Genomic DNA, 13,301 nt, shown 5'->3' with positions numbered 1-13,301 from the left:
CATAATTTCGGGTGCATGGTTACCATGCACCCGGAATTAGACGTTGTATATGGTGAGAATACATTTGAAACCGTTGAAGGGAGGAGGTTTTAATATGCGAAAATTTTGGTCCTTTGCAATTATAATCAGTTTACTTGTCACCGGTCTCTTTATACATACTCCTAAGGCTGAAGCGGCAGGATATAATTATGGGGAAGCATTACAAAAAGCTATTATGTTTTATGAATTTCAAAGGTCTGGAAAACTGCCGGAAAACAAAAGGGATAATTGGCGGGGAGATTCCGGACTTAACGACGGAGCGGACGTTGGCCTTGATCTTACCGGCGGTTGGTATGATGCCGGTGATCACGTAAAGTTTAACCTTCCAATGGCCTATTCCCAGACAATGCTTGCATGGGCTGCGTATGAGGCCGAAGAAGCTTTGGAACGAAGCGGGCAAATGGGCTATCTTTTGGATGCCATCAAATGGGTCAGCGATTACCTTATAAAATGCCACCCTTCGCCAAATGTATTTTATTATCAGGTCGGGGACGGTCATCTGGATCACTCGTGGTGGGGGCCGGCTGAAGTAATGCAGATGGACAGGCCGGCGTATAAAGTGGATTTGGCTAATCCCGGCTCTACGGTAGTCGCCGAAGCCGCTGCGGCTTTGGCATCAGCAGCGGTGGTATTTGCGGACAGAGACCCTGCATACGCGGCGACATGTATACAGCATGCGAAGGAACTGTATAACTTTGCTGAAATTACCAAGAGTGACAGCGGATATACCGCAGCCAGTGGTTTTTATGATTCACACAGCGGCTTCTATGACGAGCTTTCATGGGCTGGTGTATGGCTATACCTGGCGACCGGAGATGAGACATATCTTAACAAGGCCGAACAGTATGTAGCCTATTGGGGAACGGAGCCGCAGACCAATATAATATCATATAAATGGGCACATTGCTGGGACGATGTTCATTACGGCGCATGCCTGCTTTTGGCTAAAATAACCGGTAAGCAGATTTATAAGGAAGCTATTGAGAGACATCTGGATTATTGGTCGGTAGGATATAACGGTGAACGGGTACATTATACGCCTAAAGGGCTGGCATGGCTTGACAGCTGGGGTTCTCTCCGTTATGCGACCACCACCGCATTTTTGGCCAGTGTTTACGCCGACTGGGAAGGCTGCAGCAGGGAGAAAGCCGCCATATACAATGATTTTGCAAAACAGCAGATTGATTATGCTTTAGGAAGTTCCGGCAGAAGCTATGTGGTAGGTTTCGGAGTAAATCCCCCCAAAAGGCCTCATCACAGAACAGCCCACAGTTCCTGGGCCGACAGCATGAGCGTCCCCGATTATCACAGACATGTACTTATCGGAGCTTTGGTGGGAGGACCCGGAAAAGATGACAGTTATACCGATGATATAAACAATTATATAAATAATGAAGTAGCCTGCGACTATAATGCCGGATTTGTCGGTGCTCTCGCCAAGATGTATGAAGATTATGGAGGAAGTCCGATACCCGATTTGAACGCCTTTGAAGAAATAACAAATGATGAATTTTTTGTCATGGCGGGTATCAATGCTTCCGGGCAAAACTTCATAGAAATTAAGGCTCTGCTTCATAACCAGTCCGGTTGGCCCGCAAGAGTAGCCGACAAACTTTCATTCCGTTACTTTGTGGATTTAACCGAGCTTATTGAAGCAGGATACAGTGCAAGTGATGTTACAATAACCACCAACTACAACGCCGGAGCTAAAGTTACGGGCCTGCATCCGTGGAATGAGGCCGAAAATATCTATTATGTAAATGTAGACTTTACCGGAACCAAAATTTATCCGGGCGGTCAGTCGGCATACAGAAAGGAAGTCCAGTTCAGAATTGCGGCTCCTCAGAACACCAATTTCTGGAATAATGATAATGACTATTCTTTCAGGGACATTAAAGGAGTAACATCGGGTAATACCGTTAAGACGGTTTATATACCTGTATATGATGACGGGGTTCTGGTATTTGGAGTAGAGCCGGAAGGTGGCAGCGGTGAAAACAACTCTTCCATTTCAATTACCAATGCCACGTTTGATAAAAATCCTGCTAAGCAGGAGAATATTCAGGTTGTAATGAACTTAAACGGCAATACCTTGAACGGAATTAAGTACGGAAATACTTATTTAAGGGAAGGGACGGATTATACGGTATCCGGCGATACGGTTACAATTCTGAAAAGTTTTCTTAATTCCTTCGATACCAGTACTGTTCAGCTTATATTTGATTTCAGCGCAGGAAGAGATCCGGTTCTTACAGTAAACATTATTGATACCACTACCAGTGCTTCAATTGTGCCGACTACGGCAGACTTTGACAAAAATCCTGACGCAAGCCGGGATGTGAAGGTTAAATTAGTGCCGAACGGAAATACTCTTTTAGCGGTTAAAAAGGACGGCGAGGCTTTGGTTTTGGGTAGGGATTACAGTATTGACGGTGATGAGGTTACTATTTTCAGGGAATATCTTGCAGACCAGCCTGTGGGCAGGGTTACTCTGACCTTTGATTTTGACAGAGGAACCGATCCTGTTCTGACAATTAATATAACCGATTCAAGGCAGGTAGAAACGGGAGTTATTCAGATACAGATGTTCAACGGCAATACTTCCGATAAAACAAACGGAATAATGCCGAGATACAGGCTTACCAATACCGGAACAACTCCGATTAGATTATCCGATGTTAAAATCCGTTACTACTATACCATTGACGGGGAAAAGGATCAGAACTTCTGGTGTGACTGGTCCAGTGTAGGAAGCAATAATATAACCGGGACTTTTGTCAAAATGGCTGAACCCAAAGAAGGCGCGGATTATTACCTGGAAACCGGCTTTACCGATGGAGCGGGTTATCTGCAGCCCAATCAGAGTATTGAGGTTCAAAACAGGTTCTCCAAAGCTGACTGGACAGATTACATTCAAACCAATGATTATTCCTTCAGCACAAATACCTCTTACGGCAGTAATGACAGGATCACTGTATACATTTCAGGCGTGTTGGTCAGTGGAATTGAACCGTAATTTGCAAATTAAAGAGTTTACTTATTCCAAGAAATAAAGTTTTGCTGCCGCTTTAACCTCTATTAAGTGGAAGCGGCAGCTTTTTCTATTTTATTGGAAGTAATTTTTTCGTAAATCAATTTTCAGTTTGATTACGCAAACTATCTAATTCTTATATAAGTGATGTATAAGTCTTTTCTAATAGATAGTAACCGGTAGTATGTGCCGAATAACGAACCCCAAAATATACAAAATTCTCAAAAAACTTAAAAGAAAATATATACGATTTAATGAAAGGACAGAACAAATGAATTTTCAGAAAATAGGACAGGAAAATATCCGTGAGCAATTAAATTAACCCTATTCCTTTTAATGTGTTTTCATCGAAATCGTATTCACCATTCCATAAATTAATGTCACTATGAGGGTAAATGATATTTTCCTGTATGATAAGATTACCCTTGTCATACCAAGGAAGTTCTAAAGTGTATTCATTTATTTCATCTTTAATTGATTGTTTTTCTTTCATTGAAATGTTTTGGTTCAGCTTGTATTCCCATTCACTGATTTTACCGGATTTTTTTAGTTCGCTATAGATGGAACTCGGTATTATGGTAATACTATTGATGCCTCTGAAAAGTTTAACAACTTCTTTGATTTTTAAGTCATAAGGAAGAAGGTTATCAAGGCTATCAATTCGCTTAACAATTTCTTTGAAATATTCTGACGATAAAATATCAGGATTTTTCTTCCTGTCATATACCATTTCCATCATGGCCTGTTTATCATTTTGAATATCAGTTTCGTATAATAATTTTCCATCATATGCTTTAACAGCATTACATGAAAAAGAATAGATCTGAGAATCTATGACAGAATTGAGACCATCGTGGTTATCGTATATATAGACATTTGGCGTTTCGGCATCATATAACCTGTCTCTCCATACTCTTCCCATTCTTTGTATCAGACTTTCAATACTACACATAGAAGTAAGTATGTAATCAAAATCTATATCCAAACTTGCCTCAACAACATGTGTTGATACCCACACACCGGGATTACTATTTCTGTCTTTTTTGTTCGGGGCAAACTCCAATATCTTATTTTCCAGCATTCTTCTATGTTTTCTGATATATCTGCTATGTATTATCCACGTATTAACCTTGTCTTTTAATTTTTCATATATTTTCTGAGCTTTTGATACAGTGTTTGTAATAATCAAAACTTTGTATCTTTCGGCCAAATCAATAATTAGTTCTAAATCGAAATCTCTGTTTTCAAAAAATTTTATACGGTGTCTTGTAGGTAAGCCTGGTTTATGGAAAAATACAGGCCCTTTAAATGGGATTTTATATCTTTCCATTAAATCTCCAAGTATAGGTGGAAATGTTGCGGTAATAATCGCGAATTTACTCCCAAGGCCGGTTGCCAATTTTAAACCGTATAAAATACTGGCTACGATTTCCGGACTGTACATTTGGATTTCATCTATTACTATTTTTGAGTATGCCAAGGTAGCCAATAAGTATTCGAACCCATTGTATTTAAAAACAAATTTAAATATTTGGTCAACTGTACAAACAGTAAGAGGGGAGGAGAAAAGTTTTGCCTTTTGATACTCTTCCTGTGCATCAGTGTTTCCGTTTTCTTTTTCTTCTCTTATATAAGTTGAAATGGCGTTTGAATGAAGAAGCTTAACGTTTTTATACTTAATTTTGTCTTTTATTCTGGCATAAATTGAATTATTGGCAATTTGCAAAGGCAAGGTGTAGAATCCTTTTTCTTCTCCTATCCACAAAATAGCTCCTTCTGTTTTTCCTATGCCGGTGGAACCGACAATTATCAGGTTTTTATCTTTATTAGCATTCATATAGATTTGAATGTCTCTAAGGTTAGGGTAAATGCATTTTATTTTTTCCGCAGCAGATAATCCGTCTTCGTCTCGGGTATTGTCCTCAATAATGTCTATACCAGCACTTGCACAATAATCAACTTTATGTAATAAGCCCTTAATCATCACATATCTTTTAAAGTTTTCGAAATCAGTAAAGAGGCCATTATTATATATGTCAATATATGGCGTGAATTCACAGTTTAGTTTTGACCTAAAATTATATGCCAACAGTGGAAAATTAAAGTTTTCAATATCATTAGGTAAACAATTTTTAATATAATATTTCAGCACTTTTTTATCGGTTTCAGGCCTATTATGATGATAATATATACAATTACAGAGAATTTTATAATTTTTAAGTCCGTATTTGCTAATAACGTCTTTATAATCTATAAAAGCACAGCTAAGGTGGTTATGATAAATTTGAGGTATATTATGCTCTAATGCCAAGGGAAAAGGAATATTAAGTTTTTGGTAAAAGAATTTCTGCATAAAGGCATTAGTTTTTCCTAAGTCATGGCATATTATGGCAAGTTCAAGAAGTTCCCATTCCTCATTGGACAAAAGGCGGGAATATAATAATTTTAGTTGCTTATAAAGTTCCAATGCTTTTTGTGTATGCTCAAGAATGGTTTGAGTCGGGTTCAATTTAGCATAATACTCCATAGTTTATTCTCCTGACATCGCAATAACTGTTTTCATTCGTAATGGTAAATTATTAACAAGTGGCTCCATCGTATTTTATATCGAAATATAAATTTGCATCCAGAATAGAACGAAATTTGCTTGATTCATTTATATTCCATAATGGTTGATTATTGACTATATTGCATTGCACATTTGAAAAGGCTATAAACAAATTTACATTCCATAATGGTTAATTATTAACTTCTTCATCGTATATTGTAAGCTCGTAACTCACACTATTTACATTCCATAATGGTTAATTATTAACGCAACACCGTATGATGCGAAGGGATTGCTGAACAGCATTTACATTCCATAATGGTTAATTATTAACCCCGTCCCGATAGATATATTCAGCACCAAATATTGTGCTTTTTGTTTCTGTCTAACGGTAAATTTAAGCTGTAAAAAACTTAATATGTTTTTTATTTATTTTTTCAAATTGCTGTATTTTGCGTTTTACATTGATCTGTCGAGCCTCTGCAACATAGTGGTTATTAATGATCGACAGATGTTACGCCAAGAAAACTAAATCACCTTTACTGTCTTTGTAAATTTTAGTTCCAATAGTTAATTCTTTTTCTTTGGGCGCAAATAATGCTTCTATTCGTTCTTCCCAATATCTCGTCTGACTTTTATTTATTATATATTTCTTATTCAGTCTGTAAATAGTTCCGATTTCATTTTCTACCTTATAACTTACAGGAATATATGCATTATATTTCAGAATTTCTTCATAATCCAATATTTCCTCTATTATATCCACTGTTTCCAAACTGTTAATTCTAACTATATCTTCCGTTCTGCCCAAATAAAGAAAATTTTGCGGGTACAATAATCCATTATATATTGTTTCAACGATATCTTGATTTTTAGGAACAATATGAATAAGCAAATTAACATCTGCCAATAGTTCCACATGGCCTACTCCAATTACAACTCCGTATTTTCGGCCATTTTCCTCAAAATATCCTTGGTGGCGTTCTTTTTCAAACTGCCTGTTAGGGCTGAATTCATATCTGGTATATATGTCATTACATACGGATGCCCAATTTCCCTGGACACTAACATCCATATCTACGTATTTTTTAAATCCACAGGCATTATGAACCATCCCTATTACCGTAGAATAAGGAGGTAAAGGAAATGTTTCCCTTAATTGAAAACTTCCCGGTACACTGTATGAAGCAAAAGGTTGTTCTATTTCAATCCTTATTCCTTTCAACCGGATTTCCCTACCTTTCAGTAGTTATCTTGCTGAATTGTTAATACAAATTGGTTTCCACCGATTACTCTGAATATACTTTTACCACCCGTTTTTTCAGTTCGTTGAAAAATTCCCCAATAGTCATTGGATTGAATTCATTTATAATTTCTTCATTGTTGTCTAATGAAGTATCGAGATATCCCACTATTGTATCTTCTTGAATTCCTGCATCTTTAATTGTGTCTTTGAGCATTATGATGTTTAACTTATGTCCTTCGGTAAATTTAATACGGTTGAGAAAAAACGGATTTTTCCTCCTGTAAATGCCACCTATGACAAAAATGGGGGATAAATTTTCTCTTCTGCCTTTTATATCGGCGTAGAGGAACTGAATTGCATCCAGCATTACATTCATCCTTTTTATTTTTTCATCATTGGGAAGCTTTATTTTATCATTTTCGTCAATTCCCAATCTGTCTAAATCCACAGATACTGTATAGGTACAGTAAGAATATTGAATTTCATTTTGGACGATGTTACTGCCTTCACCACCGCCACGTTTAACAAGAGACAAATTTGTTTGATAGTCCATATCTGCTCTATAAGGTTCTAAAGCAATTAACGGACTTACACGAAGGACCTTTGTTCGCGAACGGCTGCCCTCGCTTTTATTATCTTCGGCTTCTGCTTCGTTTTTTTTCTCACCTTTACTTGTACTCTCTGTTTTTAAGTATCCTGAAAAATCAATCTCAGGATATTCTTTTATGGTCGCACTTTTTGAAAATTGCCAGACTGTTTTACCTGTTCCTGATTTTTCCACAGGTGTATCTATAAAATTTGCAACCGATTTAATACAGTAACTTAATTTTTGCGGAGAGGCGTAGGGATATTCAGTCCCGTCACTTCTGGTAAATTTTTTTAAAGTTGCAACGTTACCAAAACCTTCTCCATAGTTGATACTAATATTTTCTGTAATAATACCCAAGTGGAGTGCTGGTTTATTCATTCTCATCCTCACCCTTTTCTGTTAAATTTTTATTATTAAATTCATTTTTATCGCTAACATCATCTTGTCCTAATAATCCCAATACAAATGCATAACCCAATATTTTGAATTGATTTTGGTCATTAAGCATATTAATAAAAGTAATAGGTATTTCCTTTTTAGTATCGTTGAAGATTCTTATTGCTGTATCCATAAATAGAGATACATTATTTATTCTTAAAGCAGTTAATAATTTATAAATATAAGATTTAAGTTTTCCGCTTTCTTGGATTTCATTGTTGTCCGCAAAGGTGCCTTTTATTTCTAAACCACACTTTCTCAAAAAAAATGTTGTTTTTTCTAATTTATTAATTCGCTCCGTTCGTTCCATTCCGGTGACCCCTTTCATTAAATTTGATATTTGAACCTTTAAAACTGCATAAAGAAAATCAACTTTCTGACTGGAATCCAATGCGTCCTTCAGAATGTCATATAAAAGCATATATAAGTCCCTGTTATTCAATATATTTTCTATGGTTTTATCATATATGTTAATTATCTTTCTTGGTTCTTTTTTATTTGCTTTCTGACTAAACATATAGTATTTATTCAATAATTGCCTAAATTCTTTTTCTCTTTCACTTAAGACTGTTAAAACCGAAGGAACAATAATATTAAATTGGTACGTTGTTCCATTTTTATATGCCACACGTTTTACAACTTGTATATTTGAGTTTGCTTGCTTTTTGGCGGATTCTACATTGCTTAAATAGTTAAATGCTCTTGCAATACTGTAATAAACGGCGTTCTCAATGTCGACCAATGTATTCATTTTAAAGTTTAAGTTATTCATTCTAATTATAGCCTCAATACTTGTATTGCTGTTTATAAACAGGGCGTTGTTTCCCACAATATAAAAACCTAATGGAGCGCACGAATAAACTGTTTTACATATAGGACACACCACAATATCCGGATTAAAATTCCAGTAGTTAGATATTTTCCTTTTTATATCTACTCCTACGTCATTTAACCATCTCATCGAACCTTCTTTTTGGGAAGAAACATTCCTGCCACATTCAATGCATTGATTGGCACTCTTCCTCTGTTTTTTATTAAGATATTGTATTACGGGGTCAATAAATGTATTTTTATAACAATCGGACATTTCTTTATTTTTATTGTTATTATTAAGAAAAGCAATATTATCCCAAAATAGTTTTACTTTTGTATTAACTATATCTTTTAATAAGAAAATGTCTTTGTGCTTTTCAAGGCACTCCACAATTTCCTTAAGATAAATTTTTTTTGTATCAAAATCTATATCTTTTCTTTTAAGCAAATCTAATGTGTTTAATATGTCTGTTTTTTCATTTCTCTTTTTAATAATTTCATAACCCTTAAATTTTTTTAATTTACTGCTCAAAAAATTAAGAAACTCTTTATACTGAGAGCTATCTTCTGTAAAATCATGTGATATGAGCGCATGATATTTATCAATAATCATGTAATAATTTGTATCTTTTTCAAATTTATTAATTAAGGTTTTTAGGTAGTATTCTGTGAAATTTTCAAAGACGTCACTGGAAAACGTTAATGTATTTCCTTTGATAGTATAGTTAACATCAAGAAAATCATTTTCCATGGTTTTTAATACCTGTATAAAGCCGTAAATACTGGCATTATATAAAAAGTTATTTAATCGCAAAGTGATTTGAGGCATGAGGTACACCCCTTGTTAAATCACTTTAAAATGACCAAATCCGCTGGAAGTCCTGCTGCCCATACCTGAGCAATGCAAAAAATTAAGTAAAACAGGATTACCTTTCAAGTAAAAACACCCAATGGTTACAGGAAATTTAATTCCGTAATGAGTCACGATAATTTTTTTTACTTCATTGTTATTAAATTTTATATCCAGTTCGTCAATCATCCACGGTTTAATTTCATGTATATTTTTTGTCTTAAATTTTTTTTGAATAGGATCTTGATTTTTATAAAATTTGTCCTTCCACTTTCCATCTTTGTAATTAGATAAAATATTTTTGTAAAAACTGATTATTGATTTTCTATATTCTAAAGGCAGTCTATTATTTTTTAATCTAAATTTAACGCTGATATCCATTTCTATAGACACCTTTTGTCATTATTATTGTTTAACTACAAATATAGCATAAAAATCAAAAAAATTAAACAAGTAATTTGAAAAATCGGTAAAGGTAATCAGTCGGAAAAATACATACAATTGCTTTAAAAGTACTATTTTTAAAGCTTTAGAGCAAAAAACTTTCGGTTGGGTTTTATGAAATTTTCTGAATGTTGATGAAGTTTAATTTTATGATGTAATTCCTTATAATATTTTCAGGGATTAAAATGCCCTAAACAGAACAATGAAAGGAAGTTATAAAAATGGCGGAGTTCAGAGCTTTCAACTATGGTGCCAATGCTGTTTGTTTTCAGAAAAACGGCCGTAAATACGGAATGATTTGTTCGTGGGCGACTCAGGTTGATTACGACAAAATTGTGATGCTTATTGGCGCTCAAAGTGTCACCGGAAAAAACATTTCAAAGGGTGATATTATCGGTGTGAGTGTGTTGAGTACTCAGCAGGAGAATGTTGTAAACATTTTAGGGAATAATCATTCCGATGAAGTGGACAAGTTTTTAAACATAGATTATACCTTAAACAATTCCGCGATATTAATCAATAGCGCAAGCGTCAATATGGTGATTGAAGTAATAGATGTACTGCATTTGCCCGGGATAGAAGAGGATAGTCTGGTATACGGCCTTATAAAATCATTCACAAAAAGTGATAAGCCTATGTTGACAATTCGGTAGTCAAAAAAGACAAGGGAACGAACGCTTCTCTTGTCTTTTTTTATTAAACGTAAAATCCGAAAAAAGCGTTTGATGGACGATATATACAGTGTTTTTATTTGTTTTCTTTTTCATAGTCAGCTTGTCAATGCAAAAACCATGTCTTTAAGGGAATTCTTTAGTAAAAAAATTGAGCGTCTTAAAAATTTTAATACCAAATTGAAAAAACTCTACACAGATAGACAGAAGTTTGTTAAAATTATAACAGTCTAAGTTATAAGGATATATTTTTAGACTATAAATATATGGAAACATGTTTGCCTGTTGGCTTGTGAGAATATCCGGGAAGAGAAATTTTTATTCCTGGACTCATAATGAAGATTATGAACAAGGAGAAAAGGAATATGAAAATTACGGTATGTATTGGTTCATCATGCCACATTAAGGGTTCTCGCCAGGTGGTAGAGGAATTCAGGCGTCTAATTCGCAGATATAATCTTGAGGATAAGGTTGAACTTGCAGGAACTTTCTGTATGGGCGAATGCCTAAAAGGTGTTTGTGTGGCAGTGGATGACAAAGTCTGCTCCGTGTCCCACGATACAGTAGAAGAGTTCTTTAACAAAAATGTTCTGGAGTGCGTGAAATAAGGAGTTTTTGTGCTCACAAAGCTTGCTGGTTTCTGCAAGAATAAGTATTTAGCTGTTCCGTCATTTAAAAGCCTGTCCGGAGTCGGTAAACGATGTTGTATTGACCGGCAGATTTTGTTCCGGTACGAAGCCAATGGAAATATCCGGTTTCCGGCTCCGGTGATGCTGAGTACGAAGGTTTTTACGCGCTTTTGATTTTTCACAGTTATAGTAATTTCCCTTCCGCGTACGTGAGAACATTTTTACATATGGGTTTTTCGCCTTTACTGATTATTCCGGCTTAAGCGTTTTTTTATAAAACCGCCGGTTTTGCAGTAACCGTATACTGCCAATATTGTAAGTACGGAATAGTAAGCTCCTTTATAGCGGGCGGCGGTTTCAATCACCATAAAAAGCATTATTGAACCGATCATATAAAAAGAAATTATCTTGAGTATCAGCGGAGGCTTTTCTTCCAATGATAAGAAAAGCAGTGCGGCAATGGCTCCTGACATAATTAAAATGTTATAAAGATTTATTATTAAAGAATAGGTTTGTTGCAAATCGCCGGACTTAAATCTTGTGTATTGTGTTTGCCATTCTGTTATAACTCTTGAAACATAACTTTCGTCAAACCAAACACCCAATTTCTTTCTGAAGTGCGGAATTACACGCATTCCCATATTTTTATACCGTTCAACGCCTAATTTGAAAAAGTGCTTTTGGATTTCAGACGGGTCGCCCAAATTATTTTTCACCTCGTCAAACAATTCTGCGTCTTTTTCGTTCCACCTCCCTTGTGTCTGTTCGTTTGCCCCGATAAATAAATTCCATCCGAAGCTGTATGAAGGCTTTGTGTATCCGCTTACCGAAGATGTAACAAAACCCGTAGCCCAAACAATCACCGCAAAAGAAAATACCAGCAATAATGACTGCTTAATTTTTATTGTTATCTTTACTTTACTGTAAAGAAATATTACAAGTATAGAGGCGATGATTAATATAATGCCCGTCGGCCTGAAAAAGTTTGCTACCGCGCAGGTGATTCCGGCGGCAACAATCCAGAAATGTTGCTTTTTGCTGTTGAACCCCACGGTTAAAAAGAAAACGGCGGTTATGATGATTGACGCATATATCGGTTCGCCACCGGACAATAAAGTAAATGTAATAATCGAAGGATTTAATGCTATCGCCAGACCTCCGATCATGCCAATTCGAGGGTTCGTGCATTTTTCCATAATATATGTTCCAAAGGCTGCCTCAAAAGTACCGAAAATCAAATTTATGATCCTCGGTAACCACGTTCTTTCGCCTAACAGCCTGTAAAACAATGAAATAAAAATAGGGTAGTTAAGGGCATGGGGAAATATGCCAAAATATAATTTATTGTCGAGATTTCCGTTTTTAATTTTCCTTGCAACGGAAAGGTAAATCGCATAATCGCCCTGTGGTGTCAATCCTAAGAAATAAACAGCCAAAAAGCGGATAAATACCGATACTGATAAAATAAATATAAACCGTTTTACCACGTTTCCGTCAAAAAACTTCTCCCTGAGAAAATATATTGTAACGAGGCTTGCTGCATAAAAAAGAGAATAAACCAATACTACAAGCAGGGATTTATTAACACCCTTAAAGATATTAACAGTCAGTAGAATGCATAATAAGCCGACAATAACAATTTCAACGTAACGTAGAATTTTTTTTAAAAAACAAACAAGCTTCGTCAAGCCAACGCCTTCTTTCATATAGAGTTTTAATATATAAACAAATAATACATTCCCTTTTTAACATTATATGTATATATATTTTAACAAAATGGCATAAAATTACAACTTAATAAGATAAATTAGTATCTTTTGATTTTGTATATTTTTCATCAATAAAGCAGGACAGTGCGGCCTGTTTTTTAATGGGTGATTTTTTTCATTTCATAAAAATGGCATTAATTCCCTTTACAAGACGATATTGGAATCCGGCTGCTGGTTTTATCGTGCATATTAGACAAAAATTTTGATAAGACTATCGTAATCTGTCGAATAACA

9 protein-coding genes are annotated in these 13,301 nt (G+C 35.3%); 3 read left to right on the top strand and 6 right to left on the bottom strand.

What is annotated here, in order from left to right; all coding sequences use genetic code 11:
• The first annotated feature begins 94 nt into the window (after nt 1-94).
• A complete protein-coding gene (locus CST_RS08885) occupies nt 95-3,055 on the top strand; it encodes a glycoside hydrolase family 9 protein (RefSeq protein ID WP_015359553.1) in 2,961 nt (986 codons plus the stop codon).
• Nucleotides 3,056-3,383: 328 nt separating this feature from the next.
• Here CST_RS08885 and CST_RS08880 read toward each other — a convergent pair whose 3' ends face one another.
• The 5 genes from CST_RS08880 to CST_RS08860 form a co-directional block, all read right to left on the bottom strand.
• On the bottom strand, nt 3,384-5,597 hold the full coding sequence (locus CST_RS08880) for a CRISPR-associated helicase/endonuclease Cas3 (RefSeq protein WP_015359551.1): 2,214 nt from the start codon (nt 5,595-5,597) through the stop codon (nt 3,384-3,386).
• A gap of 535 nt (nt 5,598-6,132) precedes the next feature.
• A complete protein-coding gene (gene cas5b, locus CST_RS08875) occupies nt 6,133-6,843 on the bottom strand; it encodes a type I-B CRISPR-associated protein Cas5b (RefSeq protein WP_015359550.1) in 711 nt (236 codons plus the stop codon).
• A gap of 64 nt (nt 6,844-6,907) precedes the next feature.
• Nucleotides 6,908-7,831 carry a type I-B CRISPR-associated protein Cas7/Cst2/DevR gene (gene cas7i / locus CST_RS08870; protein WP_015359549.1) on the bottom strand — a complete coding sequence of 308 codons (924 nt, stop codon included), beginning with the start codon at nt 7,829-7,831 and terminating at the stop codon, nt 6,908-6,910.
• Complete coding sequence (gene cas8a1 / locus CST_RS08865; protein WP_242823544.1) at nt 7,824-9,455, bottom strand: type I-B CRISPR-associated protein Cas8b1/Cst1; 1,632 nt, start codon at nt 9,453-9,455, stop codon at nt 7,824-7,826. Before cas8a1 ends, cas7i begins: the two co-directional genes overlap by 8 nt.
• A gap of 93 nt (nt 9,456-9,548) precedes the next feature.
• Complete coding sequence (locus CST_RS08860; protein ID WP_015485061.1) at nt 9,549-9,935, bottom strand: CRISPR-associated endoribonuclease Cas6; 387 nt, start codon at nt 9,933-9,935, stop codon at nt 9,549-9,551.
• 284 nt (nt 9,936-10,219) lie between these two features.
• On the opposite strand from CST_RS08860, the gene CST_RS08855 reads away from it, so the two are divergent.
• Both CST_RS08855 and CST_RS08850 read left to right on the top strand, forming a co-directional pair.
• A complete protein-coding gene (locus tag CST_RS08855) occupies nt 10,220-10,651 on the top strand; it encodes a flavin reductase (protein WP_015359546.1) in 432 nt (143 codons plus the stop codon).
• Nucleotides 10,652-11,013: 362 nt separating this feature from the next.
• Nucleotides 11,014-11,277 (top strand): (2Fe-2S) ferredoxin domain-containing protein, encoded by a 264-nt coding sequence (locus CST_RS08850; RefSeq protein WP_081594904.1) that lies wholly within the window; start codon nt 11,014-11,016, stop codon nt 11,275-11,277.
• A gap of 263 nt (nt 11,278-11,540) precedes the next feature.
• On the opposite strand, the gene CST_RS08840 is transcribed toward CST_RS08850, so the two are convergent.
• Nucleotides 11,541-13,004: an ArnT family glycosyltransferase gene (locus tag CST_RS08840; protein WP_015359544.1), complete on the bottom strand. Its 1,464-nt coding sequence runs from the start codon at nt 13,002-13,004 to the stop codon at nt 11,541-11,543.
• Nucleotides 13,005-13,301: the final 297 nt, after the last annotated feature.

It is taken from the genome of Thermoclostridium stercorarium subsp. stercorarium DSM 8532 (genome assembly GCF_000331995.1).
GTDB lineage: Bacteria > Bacillota > Clostridia > DSM-8532 > DSM-8532 > Thermoclostridium > Thermoclostridium stercorarium.
The sequence above is the reverse complement of the archived record's forward strand: the minus strand, read 5'-3'. Positions and strand labels throughout refer to the sequence as shown.